General features: G+C 70.8%; 17 protein-coding genes. 10 read left to right on the top strand and 7 right to left on the bottom strand.

All coding sequences use genetic code 11. The features are described 5' to 3' along the window. Window positions 1-11 precede the first annotated feature (11 nt). Window positions 12-2,270 carry an MMPL family transporter gene (locus ACIQWG_RS38835; protein ID WP_404105229.1) on the bottom strand — a complete coding sequence of 753 codons (2,259 nt, stop codon included), beginning with the start codon at window positions 2,268-2,270 and terminating at the stop codon, window positions 12-14. Window positions 2,271-2,431: 161 nt separating this feature from the next. On the opposite strand from ACIQWG_RS38835, the gene ACIQWG_RS38830 reads away from it, so the two are divergent. The 3 genes from ACIQWG_RS38830 (at window position 2,432) to ACIQWG_RS38820 (ending at window position 5,827) form a co-directional block, all read left to right on the top strand. Then, on the top strand, window positions 2,432-3,118 hold the full coding sequence (locus ACIQWG_RS38830) for a TetR/AcrR family transcriptional regulator (RefSeq protein ID WP_404105226.1): 687 nt from the start codon (window positions 2,432-2,434) through the stop codon (window positions 3,116-3,118). A gap of 184 nt (window positions 3,119-3,302) precedes the next feature. Next, window positions 3,303-3,542 (top strand): heavy-metal-associated domain-containing protein, encoded by a 240-nt coding sequence (locus ACIQWG_RS38825; protein WP_404105224.1) that lies wholly within the window; start codon window positions 3,303-3,305, stop codon window positions 3,540-3,542. 8 nt (window positions 3,543-3,550) lie between these two features. Next, the gene (locus ACIQWG_RS38820) at window positions 3,551-5,827 is read left to right on the top strand and encodes a heavy metal translocating P-type ATPase (protein ID WP_404105221.1); all 2,277 of its coding nucleotides are present in this window, start codon (window positions 3,551-3,553) and stop codon (window positions 5,825-5,827) included. A 671-nt stretch (window positions 5,828-6,498) separates the two neighbouring features. On the opposite strand, the gene ACIQWG_RS38815 is transcribed toward ACIQWG_RS38820, so the two are convergent. The 3 genes from ACIQWG_RS38815 to ACIQWG_RS38805 form a co-directional block, all read right to left on the bottom strand. Next, window positions 6,499-7,788 (bottom strand): citrate synthase, encoded by a 1,290-nt coding sequence (locus tag ACIQWG_RS38815; protein WP_404105218.1) that lies wholly within the window; start codon window positions 7,786-7,788, stop codon window positions 6,499-6,501. Between the two features lie 267 nt (window positions 7,789-8,055). Beyond that, window positions 8,056-10,308: an ATP-dependent RecD-like DNA helicase gene (locus ACIQWG_RS38810; RefSeq protein ID WP_404105215.1), complete on the bottom strand. Its 2,253-nt coding sequence runs from the start codon at window positions 10,306-10,308 to the stop codon at window positions 8,056-8,058. Window positions 10,309-10,338: 30 nt separating this feature from the next. Then, entirely contained in the window at window positions 10,339-10,704 is a 366-nt protein-coding gene (locus ACIQWG_RS38805) for a hypothetical protein (protein WP_404105212.1), read from the bottom strand. A gap of 262 nt (window positions 10,705-10,966) precedes the next feature. On the opposite strand from ACIQWG_RS38805, the gene ACIQWG_RS38800 reads away from it, so the two are divergent. From ACIQWG_RS38800 to ACIQWG_RS38775, 6 genes are all read left to right on the top strand, one after another. Next, window positions 10,967-12,001, top strand: coding sequence for a LacI family DNA-binding transcriptional regulator (locus ACIQWG_RS38800; RefSeq protein ID WP_404105209.1), 1,035 nt, complete (start codon window positions 10,967-10,969; stop codon window positions 11,999-12,001). Next, on the top strand, window positions 11,998-13,527 hold the full coding sequence (locus ACIQWG_RS38795; protein WP_404105206.1) for a sugar ABC transporter ATP-binding protein: 1,530 nt from the start codon (window positions 11,998-12,000) through the stop codon (window positions 13,525-13,527). Before ACIQWG_RS38800 ends, ACIQWG_RS38795 begins: the two co-directional genes overlap by 4 nt. Further along, window positions 13,517-15,469, top strand: a complete 1,953-nt coding sequence (locus ACIQWG_RS38790; protein WP_404105203.1) for a substrate-binding domain-containing protein — start codon at window positions 13,517-13,519, stop codon at window positions 15,467-15,469. Before ACIQWG_RS38795 ends, ACIQWG_RS38790 begins: the two co-directional genes overlap by 11 nt. A gap of 135 nt (window positions 15,470-15,604) precedes the next feature. Next, window positions 15,605-16,507 carry a ribokinase gene (rbsK, locus tag ACIQWG_RS38785; RefSeq protein WP_404105200.1) on the top strand — a complete coding sequence of 301 codons (903 nt, stop codon included), beginning with the start codon at window positions 15,605-15,607 and terminating at the stop codon, window positions 16,505-16,507. Continuing rightward, the gene (gene rbsD / locus ACIQWG_RS38780) at window positions 16,504-16,893 is read left to right on the top strand and encodes a D-ribose pyranase (protein ID WP_404105196.1); all 390 of its coding nucleotides are present in this window, start codon (window positions 16,504-16,506) and stop codon (window positions 16,891-16,893) included. The genes rbsK and rbsD overlap by 4 nt, the downstream gene beginning before the upstream one ends. A 275-nt stretch (window positions 16,894-17,168) precedes the next feature. Next, on the top strand, window positions 17,169-17,555 hold the full coding sequence (locus ACIQWG_RS38775; RefSeq protein ID WP_404105193.1) for a hypothetical protein: 387 nt from the start codon (window positions 17,169-17,171) through the stop codon (window positions 17,553-17,555). Window positions 17,556-17,574: 19 nt separating this feature from the next. Here the strand turns inward: ACIQWG_RS38775 and ACIQWG_RS38770 are convergent, their stop codons facing one another. From ACIQWG_RS38770 to ACIQWG_RS38760, 3 genes are read right to left on the bottom strand one after another with little or no spacing between them, the layout of a single operon-like run. Further along, window positions 17,575-18,411 carry a sugar phosphate isomerase/epimerase family protein gene (locus ACIQWG_RS38770; protein WP_404105190.1) on the bottom strand — a complete coding sequence of 279 codons (837 nt, stop codon included), beginning with the start codon at window positions 18,409-18,411 and terminating at the stop codon, window positions 17,575-17,577. Further along, a complete protein-coding gene (locus ACIQWG_RS38765; RefSeq protein ID WP_404105187.1) occupies window positions 18,408-19,559 on the bottom strand; it encodes a dihydrodipicolinate synthase family protein in 1,152 nt (383 codons plus the stop codon). Before ACIQWG_RS38765 ends, ACIQWG_RS38770 begins: the two co-directional genes overlap by 4 nt. Continuing rightward, window positions 19,556-20,713 carry a Gfo/Idh/MocA family protein gene (locus tag ACIQWG_RS38760; protein ID WP_404105184.1) on the bottom strand — a complete coding sequence of 386 codons (1,158 nt, stop codon included), beginning with the start codon at window positions 20,711-20,713 and terminating at the stop codon, window positions 19,556-19,558. Before ACIQWG_RS38760 ends, ACIQWG_RS38765 begins: the two co-directional genes overlap by 4 nt. Window positions 20,714-21,006: 293 nt before the next feature. Here ACIQWG_RS38760 and ACIQWG_RS38755 point away from each other — a divergent pair, with 293 nt between their 5' ends. After that, complete coding sequence (locus tag ACIQWG_RS38755; RefSeq protein WP_404105181.1) at window positions 21,007-22,056, top strand: LacI family DNA-binding transcriptional regulator; 1,050 nt, start codon at window positions 21,007-21,009, stop codon at window positions 22,054-22,056. Window positions 22,057-22,461: the final 405 nt, after the last annotated feature.

Raw genomic sequence — 22,461 nt, 5'->3', positions numbered from 1 at the left:
TCTCCAGCGGGTCAGCTGTGCGCGACCACCTTGTCCCGCTCCTCGTCCCGCTCCTCGCCCGGATCCCCGTCCCGCTCCTCCACGGCGTCCGCCTCCGGCTTCGCGCCCTCCGACTCGCTCATTCCGAACCGGTCATGGAATCGCCTGAGCGGACCCGGCGCCCACCAGGTCGCCCGCCCCGTGAGACGCATGACCGCCGGGACCAGGAGGCTGCGGACGATCATCGCGTCCATCAGCACCGCCAGGGCGATCCCGAGGCCGAGCATCTTGGTGTTGGTGACCCGTGAGGTGCCTATCGCCACCATCACCACCGCGAGGATCACCGCGGCTGCGGTGATCAGCCCGCCGGTGCGCTGGAGTCCGTGCCGGACCGCCTGGTCGTGGTCGCCGGTCGCGTCGTACTCCTCCTTGATGCGGGACAGCAGGAAGACGCCGTAGTCCATGGACAGGCCGAAGGCGACGCAGAACATCAGCACCGGGAGGGTCGTCTCGATCGAGTCGGGGCTGGTGAAGCCGAGCAGTCCGGACAGATGGCCGTCCTGGAAGACCCAGACCACCGCGCCGAACATCGCCGTCAGGCTGAGCGCGTTCAGCACCACCGCCTGGATCGGGATCAGGACGCTGCCCGTCAGCAGGAACACCAGCAGCAGGGTGACGATCACGATGAAGGCGCCGGCCAGGGGCAGTCGCTCGGCTATCGCGTCCTTGGAGTCGACCAGGACCGCCGCCGCTCCGGTCACCTTGGTGTCGAACGGTGCCTCGGTGGCGCGCAGTTCACCGACCAGGCGCTGGGCCGGGTCGTCCACCGCCTCGCCCTTGGGCAGGACGGTGAAGTAGGCCGACTCGCCCTTCAGCAGCGGTCCGTCGACCCGTGCCACCTCCGGGAGCGCGGCGATCCGCTTCTTGTAGTCGGCGTACTGCGTCTGGGTCGCCCGTCCTTCGGCCAGCACCTCCAGGCCGCCGCCGGGGCTGCCCGGGAAGCCGTCGCGGATGTGCTGCTGGACGACATGGGACTCGGCGCTCGACGGCAGCTGACGGTCGTCGGCGGTGCCGAACTTCACGCCCAGGAAGGGCAGTCCGAGCAAGACCAGGACGGCGGTGGTGCCGAGGGCGAAGACGGGGGCGCGGCGCATGACGAGGTTCGCGGTCCGGGCCCAGGCGCGGCCCTCGGTCGCGCCGGACGCCTCGGCGGGGTCCTTCCGCCGCCCGCGCCTGAACAGGCGCCGCAGATCCAGGGAATTGACCCGGTGGCCGAGCAGGATCAGGGCCGCCGGGAGCAGGATCAGCGCGGCCCCGGCGGCCAGCAGCACCACCGCGATCCCGGCATAGGCGAAGGACCGCAGGAAGTACTGCGGGAAGAGCAGCATCGCCGCGAGGGACACGGCGACCGTGAGGGCGGAGAAGAGGACCGTCCGGCCGGCGGTGCGCAGGGTCGTGCCGACCGCCCCGAGCGGTTCGGAGCCGGTGGCCAGTTCCTCGCGGAAGCGGCGGACGATGAACAGGGCGTAGTCGATGGCGAGGCCGAGGCCCAGGGCCGTGGTGAGGTTCATCGCGAAGACCGACACATCGGTGAACTCGGTCAGGCCGCGCAGCACCGCGTTCGTGCCGAGGATCGCGACTATGCCGATGCCGAGGGGCAGCAGGGCCGCGACCGCGCTGCCGAAGACCATCACCAGCAGCACCAGGGTGACCGGCAGGGCGATCATCTCGGCGCGCAAGAGGTCCTCCTGGATGGTCGTCTGCATCTCGTGGCGCACCGCGACCGGGCCGCCGACGCTCACCTCCACCGGGCCGTGCGCGCCTCGGAACTCGGGCGCGAGACGGTCCAGGGTCTCCCCCATCTGCTTCTCTTCGCCGGTGATCCGGGCGGCGATCAGCGCCTCATGGCCGTCCTCGGCCCGCAGCGCGGGCGACTTGGTCTGCCAGTAGGAACCGACGCCGACGACGCCCTTCTCGTCGGCCAGGCGCTCGGTCAGGCGCCGGGCCTGCGCGGCCACCGCCGGGTCGTCCACCGAGGCGCCGCCCGCGTCCACGAGGAGCAGGAGGTTCGGCTGGGAGGCGGGGAACTCACGCTCCAGTGCCTTGGTCGCATAGGTCGACTCGGCGTCCGGGTCCTCCCAGCCGCCGCTGCCCAGCCGGTCGGCGACGCCGCTGCCGGCCAGCACGGCGAGCGCGGTGATCACCAGGGCCACGAGGAGCGACAACCGTGGGCGGGCCGTCACGAGGCGGGTCCAGCCGCCGATGCGGGGTGGCCTGTTGACTTCGGTCATTGTGCGGTGTCCCCTTCACCCTGATCCATGCCGTGCGCAGCGAGGCAGCATGGAGCTGTCACTGCCATAGACTGGCAAACACGAGACATCGCTCGCGTTTCTCAAGAATGCGAGCGACCACTCGCGTTTGTCAATCGCGTTCGGAGAGCTGGGGATAACGCGTGTCCGCCAACCGGGAGAAGGACGACCAGGTCCACCAGGACAGGGAGCAGCAGCCGCGCCGCCGCCAGGCCCGCGGCGAGCGGCGTATCGCACAGCTCCTGGAGGCCGCGGCCACCGTCTTCACCACCACCGGCTACACGGCCGCCAGCACCAACGCCATCGCCCGCGAGGCGGGCGTCTCACCGGGCACGCTGTACCAGTTCTTCCCGAACAAGGAAGCGATCGCCATCGAGCTCGGTGACCGGCTCATGCACGAGCTGCGCGAGATGTACGGCGAGGCGCTCGCCCCGGTGGACCCCTCGACCCCGCTGCGGGACGCCGTCGGCGCGGCCGTCGACCGGTTCATCGCCTTCAACTGCGCGCATCCCGTGTTCTTCGCGCTGATGCACGGCCCCGACATCCCCGGCCGGATGGCCGAGGAGCACGACGCGCTGCACGCGACCCTGCTGTCCCGGATAGAGGGCCTGCTCTCCTCGTTCCTGCCCGACGCCGATCCGGCCGACCTCGGCCGGACCGCCCATATGTGCCTGGGCATGTACAAGGCGGGGCTGGAGCTGGTCCTCGCCCACGAGGGCGCCGAGCGCGACGCCTACGTCCAGGAGTTGAAGCACGCCCTGATCCGCTACCTCGACCCCCTGGTCGGCGACCGACTCGGCCGCCCGGACGCGACGCGCACCACGACGTGAGGCACCGGCCCCACCCCGGGGCGCGTCGGCATCCCGGGGCGGGACCGCGGTACTCGCCGAACGTCCGTGCTGTACCGACGGGGGCCACCCCCTCTTTGAGCAGTACCCCATAGGGGTATACCGTTGAAGGGTGAGGGACCCCGTGGGTCCCGCAGGCCCCACATGCCTCGACGAGGAGAACCACATGACCGCCCAGACCGACACCCCCGGTTCCGTCACCGCCGTCTACAAGGTGAGCGGCATGAGCTGCGGACACTGCGAGGGCGCCGTCTCCGGCGAGATCTCCGCGCTCCCCGGCGTCGGCTCGGTGCAGGCCGTCGCCTCGACCGGCGAGGTCACCGTCGTCTCCGCCGCCGCGCTGGACGACGAGGCCGTGCGCGCGGCCGTCGACGAGGCGGGCTTCGAACTGGTCGGGAAGATCTGAGCCTTGCCATGACCCGCACCACCGACGAACCCGCGATAACCGGGGCGACGGACGCGACCGATACGGCCCTGACCGCCGAGGTCGAGCTGCTGATCGGCGGCATGACCTGCGCCTCCTGCGCGGCCCGAGTCGAGAAGAAGCTCAACCGCATGGACGGCGTGACCGCCACCGTGAACTACGCGACGGAGAAGGCGAAGGTCAGCCACCCCGCGTCCGTGCGGGTGGCCGATCTGATCGCCGTGGTGGAGAGGACCGGGTACACCGCCGAGGAGCCGGCTCCCCCGGCACCCACGCGGGAGGAGGGCGAGCAGGAGCCCCAACAGGCCCCGGACGACCCTGAATCCGCCTCCTACCGCCACCGCTTCACCGTCTCCGCCCTGCTCACGGCCCCGGTCATCGCGCTGTCGATGGTCCCGGCCCTCCAGTTCGACAACTGGCAGTGGCTGGCGCTCACCCTCGCCGCGCCCGTCGTCGTCTGGGGCGGACTGCCCTTCCACCGGGCCGCGTTCACCAACGCGCGGCACGGCGCGGCCACGATGGACACGCTGATCTCGATGGGCACGCTGGCGGCGTTCGGCTGGTCGCTGTGGGCGCTTTTCTTCGGCGACGCGGGCATGCCGGGTATGCACGACACCTTCGAGTTCACCGTGGCGCGTGCGGACGGCGCCTCGCAGATCTACCTCGAAGTGGCCTCCGGTGTCGTCACCTTCATCCTCCTGGGCCGCTACCTGGAGGCACGCTCCAAGCGCCGCGCGGGTGCGGCCCTGCGCGCCCTCATGGAACTGGGCGCGAAGGACGTCGCCGTCCTGCGTGACGGCCGCGAGGTGCGGGTCCCGGTCGACCGGCTGGCCGTCGGCGACCGGTTCGTCGTACGGCCCGGCGAGAAGATCGCCACCGACGGCACCGTCGTCGAGGGCGCCTCGGCGGTGGACGCCGCCCTGCTGACCGGCGAGTCGGTGCCGGCGGACGTCACGGTCGGCGACACGGTCACCGGCGCCACGGTCAACGCCGGCGGGCGGCTGGTCGTCGAGGCGACCCGGGTCGGCGCCGACACGCAGCTCGCGCGGATGGCGCGGCTGGTGGAGGACGCGCAGAACGGCAAGGCCGAGGTGCAGCGGCTCGCCGACCGGATCTCCGCGGTCTTCGTACCGGCGGTCATCGCCCTCGCGGTCGCCACGTTCGGGGCCTGGCTCGGCAGCACCGACGACCCGGTCGCCGCCTTCACCGCGGCCGTCGCGGTACTGATCATCGCCTGCCCGTGCGCCCTGGGCCTGGCCACTCCCACGGCCCTCATGGTCGGCACCGGCCGTGGCGCGCAGCTCGGCATCCTGATCAAGGGCCCCGAGGTGCTGGAGTCCACGCGCCGGGTCGACACCGTCGTCCTGGACAAGACCGGCACGGTCACCACCGGCCGGATGGCCCTCCAGAAGGTGTACGTCGCCGAGGGCGCCGACGAGGAGCAGGTGCTGCGCCTCGCGGGCGCCGTGGAGCACGCCTCCGAGCATCCCGTCGCCCGTGCGGTCGCCGCCGGCGCCGAGAAGCGGGTCGGACGGCTGCCGCAGGTCGAGGGGTTCGAGAACGTGCCCGGGCGGGGCGTGCGCGGCCGCGTGGAGGGCCATGACGTGGCCGTGGGGCGCCTTTTCGACGCCCTGCCCACCGAGCTGACCCGGGCTCGGGACGAGGCCGAGAGGGACGGTCGTACGGCCGTCGTGGTCGGCTGGGACGGGGCCGCGCGCGGTGTGATCGCCGTAGCGGACGCGGTGAAGGAGACCAGTGCGCAGGCGGTGCGCGAGCTGCGCGCGCTGGGGCTGACGCCGGTGCTGCTGACCGGGGACAACCGGAGGGTCGCCGAGGCGGTGGCGGAGGCGGTCGGGATCGATCAGGTGATCGCGGAGGTCCTGCCCGAGGACAAGGTGGCGGCGGTACGGCGGCTGCGGCGCGAGGGGCGAAGTGTGGCCATGGTGGGCGACGGCGTCAACGACGCGGCCGCGCTCGCCACCGCGGATCTGGGTCTGGCCATGGGGACGGGGACGGACGCGGCGATCGAGGCGAGCGATCTGACGCTGGTGCGCGGCGATCTACGGGTGGCGGCGGACGCCATCCGGCTGTCGCGCCGGACGTTGGCCACGATCCGGGGCAATCTCGTGTGGGCCTTCGGATACAACGTGGCCGCGTTGCCGCTGGCCGCGGCGGGGTTGTTGAACCCGATGATCGCGGGGGCCGCTATGGCCTTCTCGTCCGTGTTCGTGGTGTCGAACAGCCTGCGGCTGCGGACGTTCCGGTGAATTCGTAGTAAGAACCCCGCTGGGCACCTCTGGAGTCCGACGCCCGGCTCACATAAGCTCTTCACAAGCCTCGCGCATCATCCTTACGCTGGGGTCCCGATCAACATATCGGGGCTCTTGCGTATCTAACGGACATATGCAAGAGACGCAGATCACAGTGATGTGAACGTAACCATCGAAGGGGTTCGAAGGTCTAAGTTGACGATGTCAGGGAGCGTCTTGGGGGGCGCCAACTGGCATCTGAGGATGTCTTGGGGGACTTCCTCAGAGTTGCGTTGCCGGGGCACGTACGTCGGGAAGCTTTGAGCGGCCCTCCCGCCCGTGCGCTGTCCCGGCAGACCGCACACCACAACCGCATACATGAGTACGGCGAGTTCGGCTCGTTGTACTCAATGGCACTACCGAAAGACAGCGATTCAGGCGCTGCTCTCTCAGACGCCCGGCCGGATCCCGTGGGGGGAATCCGCACCGGGACATGGGAAGGCGCCCTGGACGTCGGCCCGTGGGGGGACCGGCGCCAGGGCGCCTTTCTCTTCGAGGAGGGAACCGGGGGCTCGTGGGGCTTCAGGCCCTCTCCCGGCTACCGGCCGGTGGGGGCTGGTCGCGCAGTTCCCCGCGCCCCTTGGGCCGGGACAGTCACCCGGAACCCACCAGCCCCCCCAATCGACTGGTTAGCGCTGCTCCACCGGGACGAAGTCCCGCTCCACCACACCCGTGTAGATCTGCCGCGGACGGCCGATGCGGGAGCCCGGCTCCTTGATCATCTCGTGCCACTGGGCGATCCAGCCCGGCAGCCGGCCGAGGGCGAACAGGACCGTGAACATCTCGGTCGGGAAGCCCATGGCCCGGTAGATCAGGCCGGTGTAGAAGTCGACGTTCGGGTAGAGGCTGCGCGAGACGAAGTAGTCGTCGGAGAGCGCGTGCTCCTCCAGCTTCAGCGCGATGTCCAGCAGCTCGTCGGACTTGCCGAGAGCCGAGAGGACGTCGTGCGCGGCGGCCTTGATGATCTTGGCGCGCGGGTCGAAGTTCTTGTAGACCCGGTGGCCGAAGCCCATCAGACGGACGCCGTCCTCCTTGTTCTTCACCTTGCGGATGAAGGAGTCGACATCGCCGCCGGACGCCTGGATGCCCTCCAGCATCTCCAGGACGGACTGGTTGGCGCCGCCGTGCAGCGGGCCCCAGAGCGCGGAGATACCGGCGGAGATCGACGCGAACATGTTCGCCTGCGACGAGCCGACCAGCCGGACCGTCGACGTCGAGCAGTTCTGCTCGTGGTCCGCGTGCAGGATCAGCAGCTTGTCGAGGGCGGCGACGACGACCGGGTCGAGCTCGAACTCCTGCGCCGGCACCGAGAAGGTCATCCGCAGGAAGTTCTCGACGTAGCCGAGGTCGTTGCGCGGGTAGACGAACGGGTGGCCGATCGACTTCTTGTACGCGTACGCCGCGATCGTCGGGAGCTTCGCGAGCAGGCGGATCGTCGAGAGGTTGCGCTGCGTCTCGTCGAACGGGTTGTGGCTGTCCTGGTAGAAGGTGGACAGCGCCGAGACGACCGACGACAGCATGGCCATCGGGTGGGCGTCGCGGGGGAAGCCCTTGTAGAAGTTCTTGACGTCCTCGTGCAGCAGGGTGTGCTGCGTGATGTCGTTCTTGAAGGTCGAGAGCTCGTCGACGGTGGGCAGCTCACCGTTGATCAGCAGGTAGGCCACCTCCAGGAAGGTGGAGCGCTCGGCCAGCTGCTCGATCGGGTAGCCGCGGTACCGCAGGATGCCCGCCTCGCCGTCGAGGTAGGTGATGGCGGATTTGTAGGCGGCGGTGTTGCCGTAACCGCTGTCCAGCGTCACCAGGCCGGTCTGTGCCCGGAGTTTGCCGATGTCGAAGCCCTTGTCGCCGACGGTGCTGTCAATCACCGGGTAGGTGTACTCGCCGTCGCCGTACCGCAGTACTACAGAGTTGTCGCTCACGTCTTCCCTCACCGACGTTGTGCCTCATCTTCGAGGTTGCCCTGACTGTCTCTACCCTCCCCCATTCGGCTCAGGAGAGTGCACTCGGGGTCGACCATTGGGCCTATTGGCGGCACTGAGTGCCGCCAACCTGTCATCCTGCCCCGTGTCTTCCCCATCTGGAAGTGGTCTGTGACCTTCACGACTCGTTTGATCGATCATTTTTTTCGCCGCCTCATGAATCGGCAGGTCAGAAGGGGGTCCGGCCGGGGCCCGGGCGGAGAATTTTCAGGAGCCCGCGAGCCGGAAGTCGAGCGCCGTGCAGCGGCGCCCGGCCGACACCGTGCGCACCGCCTGGCCGATCGCCTTGCGCGAACCCACCAGGACCACCAGCCGCTTGGCGCGGGTCACCGCCGTGTACAGCAGATTCCGCTGGAGCATCATCCATGCTCCTGTCGTGACGGGGATCACCACAGCGGGATATTCACTTCCCTGTGAACGGTGGATCGTCACCGCGTACGCATGCGACAGCTCGTCCAGTTCGTCGAATTCGTACGGAACCTCCTCGTCCTCGTCCGTCAGCACCGTCAGGCGCTGGTCGACCGGGTCGAGCGAGGTCACCACGCCCACGGTGCCGTTGAAGACGCCGTTCTCCCCCTTCTCGTAATTGTTGCGAATCTGGGTGACCTTGTCGCCGACGCGGAAGACCCGGCCGCCGAACCGCTTCTCCGCGAGATCGGGGCGCCCGGGGGTGATGGCCTGCTGGAGCAGGCCGTTCAGGGTGCCGGCGCCGGCCGGGCCGCGGTGCATGGGGGCCAGCACCTGCACGTCCCGGCGCGGGTCGAGCCCGAATTTGGCCGGAATCCGATGGGCGGCCACGTCCACCGTGAGCCGCCCGGCCGCCTCGGTGTCGTCCTCGACGAAGAGGAAGAAGTCCTTCATGCCGTCGGTGAGGGGGTGCTGCCCGGCGTTGATCCGGTGGGCGTTGGTCACCACGCCCGACTGCTGGGCCTGCCGGAACACGCGTGTGAGGCGGACCGCGGGGACGGGGCCGCCCTCGGCGAGCAGGTCGCGCAGGACCTCGCCCGCGCCGACGCTGGGCAACTGGTCCACGTCCCCGACGAAGAGCAGATGGGCGCCCGGCGGTACGGCCTTGACCAGCTTGTTGGCGAGCAGCAGATCCAGCATGGACGCCTCGTCGACCACCACCAGGTCGGCCTGGAGCGGCCGGTCCCTGTCGTACGCGGCGTCACCGCCGGGCTTGAGCTCCAGCAGCCGGTGGACCGTGGAGGCCTCGGCGCCGGTGAGCTCGGCGAGGCGCTTGGCGGCGCGGCCGGTGGGGGCGGCGAGCACGACGCGCGCCTTCTTGGCCCGCGCCAGCTCGACGATCGAGCGGACGGTGAAGGACTTGCCGCAGCCGGGGCCACCGGTCAGCACGGCGACCTTCTTCGTCAGGGCCAGCTTGACGGCGGCCTCCTGCTCGGGCGCGAGATCGACGCCCGTACGGCCCTTCAGCCAGCCGAGCGCCTTGTCCCAGTCGACGTCCCCGAAGCCCGGCATCCGGTCCTCGTCGGTGCGCAGCAGGCGCAACAGCTGGGCGGAGAGGGAGAGTTCGGCCCGGTGGAAGGGGACGAGGTACACGGCCGTGACGGGATCGCCGGAGTCGCCCTCGGGGCCGGGGACCTTCTCCCGTACGACACCAGGGTCGCCGCCGTCCTCCGGGACCTGGGCGAGTTCGGCCAGGCACTCGATGACGAGTCCCGTGTCGACCTGGAGCAGCTTCACCGCGTCCGCGATCAACTGCTCCTCGGGGAGGTAGCAGTTGCCCTGGTCGGTGGCCTGCGCCAGGGCGTACTGGAGGCCCGCCTTGACGCGCTCCGGGCTGTCGTGCGGGATGCCGACGGACTGGGCGATCTTGTCGGCCGTGAGGAAGCCGATGCCCCAGACGTCGGCCGCGAGACGGTACGGCTGGTTCTTCACGACCGAGATCGAGGCGTCGCCGTACTTCTTGTAGATCCGCACGGCGATGGACGTGGACACCTCGACGGTCTGGAGGAAGAGCATGACCTCCTTGATCGCCTTCTGCTCCTCCCAGGCGTCGGCGATCTTCTTGGTCCGCTTCGGACCGAGACCGGGGACCTCGATGAGCCGCTTGGGCTCCTCCTCGATGATCGTGAGGGTGTCCAGCCCGAAGTGCTGGGTGATCCGGTCGGCGAAGACCGGGCCGATGCCCTTGACCAGGCCGGAGCCGAGATAGCGGCGGATGCCCTGGACGGTGGCGGGCAGGACGGTGGTGTAGTTCTCCACGGTGAACTGCTTGCCGTACTGCGGGTGGGACCCCCAGCGCCCCTCCATCCGCAGGGACTCGCCGACCTGCGCGCCGAGCAGCGCGCCGACGACGGTGAGCAGGTCGCCGCCGCCTCTGCCGGTGTCGACCCGGGCGACCGTGTAGCCGTTCTCCTCGTTGGCGTACGTGATCCGCTCCAGGACGCCTTCGAGCACGGCGAGGTTTCGCCCGCCGCTCCCCGTTGGTTGAGCCATCCCCCGAAGGTACCGCCCGGCACCGACAGCTCAGCCGGCCTGCGCCTTCACGTGGTCGAGGACCGCCTGGAACTCGGCGGTCGGCGAGAACTCGACGAACTCGCAGTCCTCCAGGGCGACGGGGACATGGCCGGGCCCCCAGTAGTACGCCTGGCCGGCCTCGTAGAACTCCTCGCCCTCGGGGGTCGTCATCCGCAGGCGCCCCTTGAGCAGAAAGCCCCAGTGCGGGCACGGGCAGGCGTCGTCGGCGAGGCCCTTGAGGGCGGGGCCCATGTCCGTGCCCTCCGGAAGGCTGACGTAGCCGACGGACATGCCGCCACCGATGGGCTCGGTGCGCACCTGGACGCCGTCGCCGCCGAGGGTGACGGGTACCTCGTCGCGAGTAGTCGCCGTCATGACTCCTCCGCTCCGGCCCGCGCGGGCCGTGTCAGAACCAACCTCGCTCTTCCAGGCTGGACCGCCCCGGGGTGTGCCGCGACATCACCGCGCTGGACACCGCGGAGCGGAAAACACGGCACGGACATCACGGCGCGTACATCACGATCCGGTCTCGGGATGTGGTTGAGGGGTTGATTAATCCCCGTGTAATCGATTCCAATCCTTAGCACGGGTCGATGTAATCGATTCCATGAACGATCCACAAGGAGGTGGAGCGGCGATGGCGAGCATCAAGGATGTCGCTGCCGAGGCGGGCGTCTCGGTCGCCACGGTCTCGCGCGTCCTGAACGACCATCCGTCGGTCAGCGCCGAGGCACGCACGCGCGTGCTGGCCGCCGTCGAGGCCCTGGGCTACCGCCCGAACGCGGTCGCCCGCTCCCTGCGCACCGACCAGACCCGCACCCTCGGCCTGGTCATCAGCGACGTGATGAACCCCTACTTCACCGAGCTGGCCCGCTCCGTCGAGGAGGAGGCCCGCGCGCTCGGCTACAGCGTCATCATCGGCAACGCCGACGAGCGGCCGGATCTTCAGGACCACCATGTGCGCACCCTGCTGGACCGCCGTATCGACGGGCTGCTGGTGTCCCCCACCGACGGCGGCTCGCCGCTGATGCTGGAGGCGGCTCGGGCGGGCACCCCGATGGTGTTCGTGGACCGCTGGATCCCGGGCGTGGACGTGCCCGTGGTGCGGTCGGACGGGCGGAGCGCCGTACGGGATCTGGTGGCGCACCTGCACGGGCTCGGGCACCGGCGGCTCGCGATCATCGCGGGGCCGGCCGCCACGACCACCGGACGGGAGCGGGTGGACGCCTTCCGGGAGGCGCTCGGCGCGTACGGGCTCGAACTCCCCGCCGTCTACATAGGCCAGGGCGACTTCCAGGCCGAGAGCGGACGACGGGTCACCGAGGGCTTCCTCGACCTGCCCGAGCCGCCCGAGGTCGTCTTCGCGGCCGACAACCTGATGGCGCTCGGCGCCCTGGACGCCGTACGCGCGCGGGGGCTGCGGGTGCCGGACGATCTCGCGCTGGCCGCGTTCGACGACATCCGGTGGTTCGTGCACACCGATCCGCCGGTCACCGCCATCGCCCAGCCGACCGGCGAGCTGGGCCGGGCCGCCGTACGGGCCCTGGTGGACCGCGTCGAGGGACGCCCAGGTGAGTCCGTCACCCTGCCCGCCCGTCTCGTCGTACGCCGCTCGTGCGGCGCCCCCAACCCCCCGCAATCCCCCTCCCCAGTGCAAAGGAGCACGTCGTGAGCGACCCGGAAGAGTTGCTGCGCATCGAGGGCATACGGAAGACCTTCCCGGGCGTGGTCGCGCTGGACGGCGTCGACTTCGATCTGCGCCGGGGCGAGGTGCACGTACTCCTCGGTGAGAACGGCGCGGGCAAGAGCACCCTCATCAAGATGCTCTCCGGTGCCTACACGCCCGACGCCGGGCGGATCCTGGTCGGCGGCGAGGAGACGCGCATCCACGGTGCGCAGGACTCCGAGCGGCTCGGGATCGCCACCATCTACCAGGAGTTCAACCTGGTACCCGATCTCACGGTCGCCGAGAACATCTTCCTCGGGCGCCAGCCGCGCCGCCTCGGGATGATCGACCGCAAGCGGATGGAGGCCGACGCCGAGGCCCTGCTCAAGCGGGTCGGGGTCAGTGTGTCCCCCCGCGCGCGGGTGCGTGAACTCGGTATCGCGCGCCTACAGATGGTGGAGATCGCCAAGGCGCTGAGCCTGAACGCGCGCGTGCTCATCATGGACGAGCCGACCGCCGTACTGACCTCCGAGGAGGTCGACAAGCTCTTCTCGATCGTGCGCTCGCTGCGCGAGGACGGCGTGGGGGTCGTTTTCATCACCCACCACTTGGAGGAGATCGCCGCCCTCGGTGACCGGGTCACGGTCATCCGCGACGGGAAGTCCGTCGGCCAGGTCCCCGCCGCCACCCCCGAGGACGAGCTCGTACGGCTCATGGTGGGCCGCTCGATCGAGCAGCAGTACCCGCGCGAACGGGCCGACCGGGGCGACGCGTTGCTCACCGTCGAGGGGCTCACCCGGGACGGCGTCTTCCACGACATCAGCTTCGAGGTGCACGCCGGAGAGGTCGTCGGCATCGCCGGACTGGTCGGCGCCGGACGTACCGAGGTGGTGCGGGCGGTGTTCGGGGCGGACCCGTACGACAAGGGGGCCGTGAAGGTCTCCGGTGCCGCCCTGAAGCGCCACGACGTGGTCGCGGCCATGGCGGCCGGCGTCGGGCTGGTGCCCGAGGACCGCAAGGGCCAGGGGCTGGTGCTCGACCAGTCGGTCGAGGAGAACCTCGGCCTGGTGACCATGCGCGGCGCCACGCGCGCGGGGCTCGTCGACCTCAGGGGTCAGCGGGTGGCCGCCGCGAGGATCGCCGAGCAGCTGGGCGTGCGGATGGCCGGCCTCGGACAGCAGGTGCGCACGCTCTCCGGCGGCAACCAGCAGAAGGTCGTCATCGGCAAGTGGCTGCTCGCCGACACCAAGGTGCTGATCCTCGACGAGCCGACGCGCGGCATCGATGTCGGCGCCAAGGTCGAGATCTACCAGCTCGTCAACGAGCTCACGGCCGCGGGCGCGGCCGTACTGATGATCTCCAGCGATCTGCCCGAGGTGCTCGGCATGAGCGACCGGGTGCTGGTGATGGCCCAGGGCCGGATCGCGGGCGAACTCTCCGCCGACCAGGCCACCCAGGACTCGGTGATGGCTCTCGCCGTCAGCAACCCCACCCCCCACACGACCGGAACGGAGGCCGCTCGTGGCCACTGACACGCTCAAGGGCACTACGGGCGCCGGTGGCGCCACCAGCGGCCTGCGCCGCCTGCTCCTGGACAACGGCGCGCTCACCGCGCTGATCGTCCTCGTCATCGCCATGTCGGCGCTGTCGGGCGACTTCCTGACCACCGACAACCTGCTGAACGTCGGCGTCCAGGCGGCCGTGACCGCCATCCTCGCCTTCGGTGTCACCTTCGTGATCGTCTCGGCCGGCATCGACCTGTCGGTCGGTTCGGTGGCGGCCCTGTCGGCCACCGTGCTCGCCTGGAGCGCGACCTCGCACGGCGTGCCGGTCGGCATAGCGGTGCTGCTCGCCGTCGCGACCGGCATCGCGGCCGGTCTGGTCAACGGTTTCCTCATCGCCTACGGCAAGCTGCCGCCGTTCATCGCGACGCTCGCGATGCTGTCGGTGGCCCGTGGTCTGTCACTGGTGATCTCCGAGGGCTCCCCGATCGCCTTCCCCGACTCCGTCTCGCACCTCGGTGACACGCTCGGCGGCTGGCTGCCGGTGCCGGTCCTGGTGATGATCGTGATGGGTCTGATCGCCGCCTTCGTGCTCGGCCGGACCTACATCGGCCGCTCGATGTACGCGATCGGCGGCAACGAGGAGGCGGCCCGGCTGTCGGGTCTGCGGGTGAAGAAGCAGAAGCTCGCCATCTACGCCTTCTCCGGCGTGTTCGCCGCCGTCGCGGGCGTCGTGCTGGCCTCGCGGCTGTCCTCGGCGCAGCCCCAGGCCGCCGACGGCTACGAACTGGACGCGATCGCCGCGGTCGTCATCGGCGGCGCCTCGCTCGCGGGCGGCACCGGCAAGGCGTCCGGCACCCTGATCGGCGCGCTGATCCTGGCGGTGCTGCGCAACGGCCTGAACCTGCTGAACGTCTCCGCGTTCTGGCAGCAGGTCGTCATCGGTGTCGTGATCGCGCTGGCGGTGCTCTTCGACACGCTGCGCCGCAAGGCGGGGGCGACCCCGGCGGCGGCCGGTGCCTCGCCGGGCGGCAAGGGCAGGCAGGCGGGGACGTACGCGCTCGCGGCGGTCGTCACCGTCGCGATCGTGGGGGCGACCTCCTTCCTGCACAACGGCTCCTCCTCGTCGTCCGACCGGAAGATGGGGCTGTCCCTGTCGACCCTCAACAACCCCTTCTTCGTGCAGATCCGGGCGGGTGCCGAGGCCGAGGCGAAGAAGCTGGGCGTGGACCTCACGGTCACGGACGCCCAGAACGACGCCTCCCAGCAGGCCAACCAGTTGCAGAACTTCACCAGTTCCAGCGTGGGCGCGATCATCGTCAACCCGGTGGACTCGGACGCGGCGAGCAACTCGGTGAAGGCCGCCGACAAGGCGAAGATCCCGGTCATCGCGGTCGACCGCGGCGTCAACAACGCCAGGACGCAGGCCCTGGTCGCCTCCGACAACGTGGCCGGCGGTGAGCTCGCCGCCAAGTCGATCGCCGAGAAGCTCGGCGGCAAGGGCAAGATCGTGATCCTCCAGGGCCAGGCCGGCACCTCCGCCGCCCGAGAGCGGGCCCAGGGCTTCGCCAACGGCCTCAAGGCCTACCCGGGCATCCAGGTCGTCGCCCAGCAGCCCGCCGACTTCGACCGCACCAAGGGCCTCGACGTGATGTCGAACCTGCTCCAGGCGCACCCGGACGTCCAGGGCGTCATCGCCGCCAACGACGAGATGGCGCTCGGCGCGATCAAGGCGCTGGGCTCCAAGGCCGGCAAGTCGGTCTCGGTGGTGGGCTTCGACGGCACGCCGGACGGCCTGAAGGCGGTCGAGGGCGGCACGCTGTACGCCTCCGTGGCCCAGCAGCCGACCCAGCTCGGCAGGATCGCCGTGGACAACGCGCTCAAGGCGCTCCAGGGCAAGAGGGTCGAGCAGACCGTGAAGGTGCCGGTGAAGGTGGTCACGAAGGAGAACGTGGCGGGCTTCAGCGGCTGACGTCCGCCGGACCGCGGACGACATCCGGTTCAGAACGGGGAACGGCGAACGGGCGGGCGGTCGTTGCAGGGGCATGGACCGGGTGACGGCCGCCCGCCACACGTCACCATGGGGACCGAATCAGGGGAGCAACTCATGTACGACTACGACCTGTTGGTCGTAGGGTCGGCCAACGCCGACCTGGTGATCGGCGTCGAGCGCCGGCCGGGGGCCGGCGAGACCGTGCTCGGCTCCGATCTGGCCGTCCACCCGGGCGGCAAGGGAGCCAACCAGGCGGTCGCCGCGGCCCGGCTCGGCGCCCGTACCGCCCTGCTGGCCCGGGTCGGCGACGACGCGCACGGCCGGCTGCTGCTGGACTCGCAGCGCGAGTCCGGCGTGGACACGGTGGGCGTCCTGGTCGGCGGCGCGCCGACCGGCGTCGCGCTGATCACGGTGGACCCGTCCGGGGACAACAGCATCGTCGTCTCGCCGGGCGCGAACGGCAGGCTGACGCCGGGCGACGTACGCGCCGCCGCGAGCCTCTTCCAGGCGTCGCGGGTGGTGTCGGCGCAGCTGGAGATCCCGCTGGAGACGGTCGTGGAGGTGGTCCGCGGCCTGGCGGACGGCAGCCGCTTCGTGCTGAACCCGTCCCCGCCCCGCCCGCTGCCGACCGAGGTGCTGGCGGCCTGCGACCCGCTGATCGTGAACGAGCACGAGGCGAAGGTGATCCTCGGCGACTCGGCGGTGGGCGAGACACCGGAGGACTGGGCGCGGGTGCTGCTGGCCAAGGGCCCCCGCTCGGTGGTCGTGACCCTGGGTGCGGAAGGCGCGCTGGTGGCGTCCGGCGACGGCGTGCGGCGGATTCCCGCCGTGAAGGTGGACGCGGTGGACACGACGGGCGCGGGTGACGCGTTCACGGCCGCGCTGGCCTGGCGGCTGGGGACGGGCGAGTCCCTGGCCGACGCGGCGGCGTACGCGGCGCGGGTCGGGGCGGTGGCCGTGACGCGGGAGGGCGCCCAGGCGTCGTTCCCGACGGCCGCGGAGGTCGAGGCGCGGTGAAGAAGGCCGGAATCCTGAACCGCCACCTCGCCGGCGCCCTGGCCGAGCTGGGCCACGGCGACGGTGTCCTGGTGTGCGACGTGGGCATGCCGATACCCGACGGTCCCCGTGTCGTGGACCTGGCGTTCCGGGCGGGGGTGCCGTCGTTCGCCGAGGTGCTGGAGGGTCTGCTGGCCGAGCTGGTCGTGGAGGGCGCGACGGCGGCGGAGGAGACACGAAACGCCAACCCGGCGGCGGCCGCGCTGCTGGAGAACGGCCTTCCCGGCCTGGAGCTGGTCCCGCACGAGCGACTGAAGGAGCTGTCGGCCGGTGCGCGGCTGGTCGTACGCACCGGGGAGGCACGGCCGTACGCGAATGTGCTGCTGCGCTGCGGAGTGTTCTTCTGAGGCGCACCGCGTCATCGCCGTCCACGGCGATGTCTCTTCCGACGCCGTCGTCGGAAAAAGACTTCGAGGGGCCCGGTCCGTCGACCGGGCCCCTCGGGTTTTCCCCTCCGTCAGAACCCCCGCGATCCCCCCAGATCCCCCTCCGAGAAGTCCTGATGCCAAGTACGACCCGCGAGGTGGGGGAAGGGTTGCACGGACCGACCAAGATTTTTTCCACGTCCGCGCGACCGGTCTCTCGGCGTGCCGGGGAATCGCTGCGGACGTAGCGTTTAACCATGTCAGAGGTAGACGAGAACCCCCTCACCGCCCTCCAGGACGATGTGCTCGACGAACTCGGCGACGCCCGGATCGGGGACATCGCGGCCCTGCTGGGCACGGACGAGGCGGGTGCTCGGGAAATGGTGTGTACGACGGTGTCGGCGCTGTCCGACGAGGCGGAGACGGTCGCGACCCCGCACGACGCCCCGCTCACCGGGGTCGCCACGGTGGGCGGCTTCGCGACCGGCGGTCTGATGGCCGGGGTGCTGGCCGAGGAGGCCACGCCGGTCGCGAGATCGGTGGCCGAGCGGACGGGGCTGCCGCCGGGCGCCGTGTCCCAGGTGGTGGAGATGGTGATTCCGGCGGAGTTGACGGTGCTCACGAAAAGGGCAGCGCGGAAGTAGGGCCCGACGACACCTCCGGTCAGCGGACGGCATGCTCCACGAACCGGGCCGCCGTCTCGGCGAGCACCTCCCGTCCGTCCCGCGCCCACAGCCCGTCGTTGAACAGCTCCACCTCGACGGCGCCGTCGTAACCGGCCGCCTCCACGTACCCGAGCCACTCCCGCATGTCGACCGCCCCGTCCCCGAGCTGACCGCGCCCGGTGAGCACGCCCTCGGGCAGGGGGGTCGTCCAGTCGGCCAGCTGGAAGGTGTGGATACGGCCGCCCGCTCCCGCGCGGGCGATCTGCGCGGGGGCCGTGTCGTCCCACCAGATGTGGTACGTGTCGACGGTGACGCCGACCTGGTGGGCCGGGAAACGTTCGGCGAGGTCGAGGGCTTGGGACAGGGTCGACACCACACAGCGGTCGGCGGCGTACATCGGGTGCAGCGGCTCGACGGCCAGCTTCACACCGCGCTCCTCGGCGTACGGGCCCAGCTCGCCCAGCGCGTCGGCGATCCGCTCCCGTGCGCCGCGCAGATCCCGGGACCCGGCGGGCAGTCCGCCGGAGACCAGTACCAGGACGCCCGTGCCCAGCGTGGCCGCCTCGTCGACGGCACGGCGGTTGTCGTCCAGAGCCGTCGCCCGCTCCGCCGGGTCGATCGCGGTGAGGAAGCCGCCGCGGCACAGGGTGGTGACCGTCAGGCCCGCGTCACGGACCAGCTTGGCCGTCGCCTCCAGACCGTACGACTGGACGGGCTCGCGCCACAGCCCGACATTGCCGATGCCCAACCGGCCGCACTCCTCGACCAGTTCGGGCATCGACAGCTGCTTGACGGTCATCTGGTTGATGGAGAAGCGGGACAGGTCACCGGTCATTGAGCCACTCCGTACAGGGCGAGCAGGGTCTTCATCCGTTCCTCGGCGAGCTTGGGGTCCGGGAACAGGCCGAGTCCGTCGGCGAGTTCGTAGGCGCGGGCGAGGTGCGGGAGGGAGCGGGCCGACTGGAGGCCGCCGACCATGCTGAAGTGCGACTGGTGGCCGGCCAGCCAGGCCAGGAACACCACGCCCGTCTTGTAGAAGCGGGTGGGGGCCTGGAAGAGGTGTCGGGACAGCTCGACCGTGGGGTCCAGCAGTTCCCGGAACCCGGACACGTTCCCGGTGTCGAGGACGCGCACGGCCTGAGCCGCCAGCGGCCCCAGCGGGTCGAAGATGCCCAGCAGGGCGTGGCTGAAGCCCTGGTCGTCGCCCGCGATCAGCTCGGGGTAGTTGAAGTCGTCGCCCGTGTAGCAGCGCACGCCCTGGGGGAGGCGCCGACGGATGTCGATCTCCCGCTGGGCGTCCAGCAGCGACACCTTGATGCCGTCCACCTTGTCCGAGTGCGCGGCGATGACCTCCAGGAAGGTGTCCGTGGCCACGTCCAGGTCGGCGGAGCCCCAGTAGCCCTCCAGCGCCGGGTCGAACATCGGGCCGAGCCAGTGCAGGATCACCGGCTCGGCGGCCTGGCGCAGCAGATGGCCGTAGACCTCCAGATGGTCCTCGGGGCCGGACGCGGCGGCGCACAGCGCACGGGATGCCATCAGGATCGCCTGGGCGCCCGACTCCTCCACGACCGCGAGCTGCTCCTCGTAGGCCGCCCGTACCTCGGCGAGCGAACCCCCGGCGATCTGGTCGGTGCCGGCGCCGCAGGCGATCCGGCCGCCCACGGCACGGGCCTCCGCGGCGGACCGCCGGATCAGCTCGGCCGCGCCCGCCCAGTCCAGGCCCATCCCGCGCTGGGCGGTGTCCATGGCCTCGGCGACCCCGAGCCCGTGGGACCACAGATGGCGGCGGAAGGCGAGGGTGGCGTCCCAGTCGACGGCCGCCGGCGAGTCGGGGCTCGTGTCGGCGTAGGGGTCGGCGACGACATGCGCCGCGGAGAAGACCGTACGGGAGGCGAAGGGCGCGCCGGGGTGGACGGCGAGGGGCTCCTGGCGGGGCTCGTACGCCCTGAAGCCCCCCTGGAAGTCGGGCAGTCGGATCGTCACAGCTGGATCTCCGGTACGTCGATACGGCGGCCCTCCGCCGAGGACTTCAGGCCCAGCTCGGCGAGCTGGACGCCGCGGGCGCCGGCGAGGAGGTCCCAGTGGTAGGGGGCATCGGCGTAGACGTGCCGCAGGAACAGCTCCCACTGGGCCTTGAAGCCGTTGTCGAATTCGGCGTTGTCCGGGATCTCCTGCCACTGGTCGCGGAAGGAGTAGGTGGCCGGGATGTCCGGGTTCCAGACCGGCTTGGGGGTGAGGGAGCGGTGCTGGACGCGGCAGTTGCGCAGGCCCGCGACTGCCGAACCCTCCGTACCGTCGACCTGGAACTCGACGAGTTCGTCGCGGTTGACGCGTACGGCCCAGGAGGAGTTGATCTGGGCGATGGCGCCGCCGTCGAGCTCGAAGATGCCGTAGGCGGCGTCGTCGGCGGTGGCGTCGTAGGGCTTGTCGTTCTCGTCCCAGCGCTGCGGGATGTGGGTGGTGGCGATGGCCTGGACGGACTTCACCCGGCCGAAGAGCTCGTGCAGCACGTACTCCCAGTGCGGGAACATGTCGACGACGATGCCGCCGCCGTCCTCGGCGCGGTAGTTCCAGGACGGACGCTGCGCGCTCTGCCAGTCGCCCTCGAAGACCCAGTAGCCGAACTCGCCGCGGACGGACAGGATCCGCCCGAAGAAGCCGCCGTCGATCAGCCGCTTCAGCTTGAGCAGGCCGGGGAGGAAGAGCTTGTCCTGGACGACGCCGTGCTTGACGCCCTTCGCGTGGGCGAGCCGGGCCAGTTCCAGGGCGCCTTCGAGGCCGGTGGCCGTCGGCTTCTCGGTGTAGATGTGCTTGCCCGCGGCGACGGCCTTCCTGATCGCCTCCTCGCGGGCGGAGGTGACCTGGGCGTCGAAGTAGATCTCCACGGCCGGGTCGGCGAGGACCGCGTCGACGTCGGTCGAGATGTTCTCCTCGGCCAGGCCGTGCCGCTCGGCGAGGGCCCGCAGGGCGTACTCCCGGCGGCCGACCAGGACCGGCTCCGGCCACAGCACGGTGCCGTCGCCCAGGTCGAGGCCGCCCTGCTCACGGAGGGCCAGGATGGAGCGGACCAGGTGCTGGCGGTAGCCCATGCGCCCGGTCACACCGTTCATGGCGATACGCACCGTCTTGCGTGTCACGTCGTTCCCTTCGTAGGCGAACCCTGCTGAACGTCGCAGCAAGCGCTTTCTACCTGTTGAGAAGCTAGCCTCTGAGCAGCGCTGGAGACAAGACCGTGACGGGGTTGAGTTGTTCGAGGGGACGAACAACCGGGGTTCTTGGCCTTAAGGTCTGCTCGACATACACGGAACCGCGACCGCGGATGGCCTGTCTACGAGGGGGCAGGTCCTGTCCGTGAGCACGTGGTGAACACGTGATGAGCACGCACGTACGACAGGTGGTACGACGAGATGCGCGACCGGAGGACGACGAGATGACGGTGACCCTGGCGGACGTGGCGGCCCGCGCCCAGGTCTCGCCCGCGACGGTGTCGCGCGTGCTGAACGGGAACTACCCCGTCGCCGCGTCCACCCGGGAGCGGGTGCTGCGCGCGGTGGACGAGCTGGACTACGTACTGAACGGTCCCGCGAGCGCGCTGGCCGCCGCCACCTCCGATCTGGTCGGCATCCTGGTCAACGACATCGCCGACCCCTTCTTCGGGATCATGGCGAGCGCGATCCAGTCGGAGATCGGGGGGCCTGGGGGCCGGGCGGGCGGTGAGCGGCTGGCGGTGGTCTGCAACACGGGGGGTTCGCCGGAGCGCGAGCTGACGTATCTGACCCTGCTCCAGCGCCAGCGGGCCGCGGCCGTGGTGCTGACCGGCGGCGCCATGGAGAACGCGCCGCACGCGGCGGCCGTCGCGGCGAAGCTGCGGAAGCTGACAGACGCCGGGACACGGGTCGTGCTGTGCGGACGTCCGCCGGCTCCGGACACCGGCGCCGTCGCCCTGACCTTCGACAACCGTGGCGGCGGGCGCGAGTTGACCGAGCACCTGATCGGCCTGGGCCACCGGCGCCTCGGCTACATCGCCGGCCCGGAGGAGCGCACGACCACCCGGCACCGCCTGGAGGGCCATCGGGCCGCCCTGGAGGCGCACGGCATCGAGGAGGACGCCCGCTGGACCGTCCACGGCCGCTACGACCGGCAGTCCGGTTACGAGGCGACCCTCGAACTGCTGCGCCGGGACCCGTCGTTGACCGCCGTGGTCGCGGCGAACGACTCCGTCGCGCTGGGGGCGTGCGCGGCACTACGGGACTCCGGTTCGCGGATCCCGGAGGACGTGTCGGTCGCCGGGTTCGACGATCTGCCGTTCAGCGTGGACACGGTGCCGTCTCTCACGACGGTGCGGTTGCCGTTGTCGGAGGCGGGGGCTCGGGCCGGACGGATCGCGATGGGCCGGGAGGAGCCGCCGCCCGGGGGGATCGCGACGATTCGGGGGGAGTTGATGGTGCGGGGGTCTTCTGGGGGGCCTCGGGGGGACTGAGCCGTGGGTGGCCGTGGCCCCGTGCGTCGGTTCGGGGCGGGGCCTTCTCAGCAGGTCCGCGCCTGGTGACTCCGGCACGGTCAACTGCCGTTGCGTCGCGCCCGCGTGTGTGTCACGCCGGCGGGGCGGACCCGCTCGCGGTGGAGGAACGCCCGCCTTCGTCCGGGGCGCGGGCCCTCACCTCCCGGCCCGGGGAGTGCGGCCCTGAGAAGCCCATGTCCGGTCTCCGGGTGACGTCCGCCGCCGCGGACGTCCGGCCCGGCGCTCGTCCGCACCCGCTGACCTCGGCACGGTGAACTGCCATGGCGCTGCGCCCGCGTATGCGTCAGCCCGGTCGGGCGGACCCGCTCACCGCGGAGGAGCACCCGCCTTCCTCCGGGGCGCGCGCGCCCGGTGAGTGCGGCC

Source organism: Streptomyces sp. NPDC098781, assembly GCF_044759995.1.
Classification (GTDB): domain Bacteria; phylum Actinomycetota; class Actinomycetes; order Streptomycetales; family Streptomycetaceae; genus Streptomyces.
Note: the sequence above shows the minus strand (reverse complement) of the source record. Positions and strands in the feature narration are given on the sequence as shown.

Coding starts and splice junctions, on each gene's coding strand:
- ACIQWG_RS38835 (WP_404105229.1), bottom strand. CDS start 2,270: ATGACCGAAGTCAACAGGCCACCCCGCATCGGCGGCTGGACCCGCCTC.
- ACIQWG_RS38825 (WP_404105224.1), top strand. CDS start 3,303: ATGACCGCCCAGACCGACACCCCCGGTTCCGTCACCGCCGTCTACAAG.
- ACIQWG_RS38820 (WP_404105221.1), top strand. CDS start 3,551: ATGACCCGCACCACCGACGAACCCGCGATAACCGGGGCGACGGACGCG.
- ACIQWG_RS38810 (WP_404105215.1), bottom strand. CDS start 10,308: ATGGCTCAACCAACGGGGAGCGGCGGGCGAAACCTCGCCGTGCTCGAA.
- ACIQWG_RS38805 (WP_404105212.1), bottom strand. CDS start 10,704: ATGACGGCGACTACTCGCGACGAGGTACCCGTCACCCTCGGCGGCGAC.
- ACIQWG_RS38800 (WP_404105209.1), top strand. CDS start 10,967: ATGGCGAGCATCAAGGATGTCGCTGCCGAGGCGGGCGTCTCGGTCGCC.
- rbsK (WP_404105200.1), top strand. CDS start 15,605: ATGTACGACTACGACCTGTTGGTCGTAGGGTCGGCCAACGCCGACCTG.
- ACIQWG_RS38775 (WP_404105193.1), top strand. CDS start 17,169: ATGTCAGAGGTAGACGAGAACCCCCTCACCGCCCTCCAGGACGATGTG.
- ACIQWG_RS38770 (WP_404105190.1), bottom strand. CDS start 18,411: ATGACCGGTGACCTGTCCCGCTTCTCCATCAACCAGATGACCGTCAAG.
- ACIQWG_RS38755 (WP_404105181.1), top strand. CDS start 21,007: ATGACGGTGACCCTGGCGGACGTGGCGGCCCGCGCCCAGGTCTCGCCC.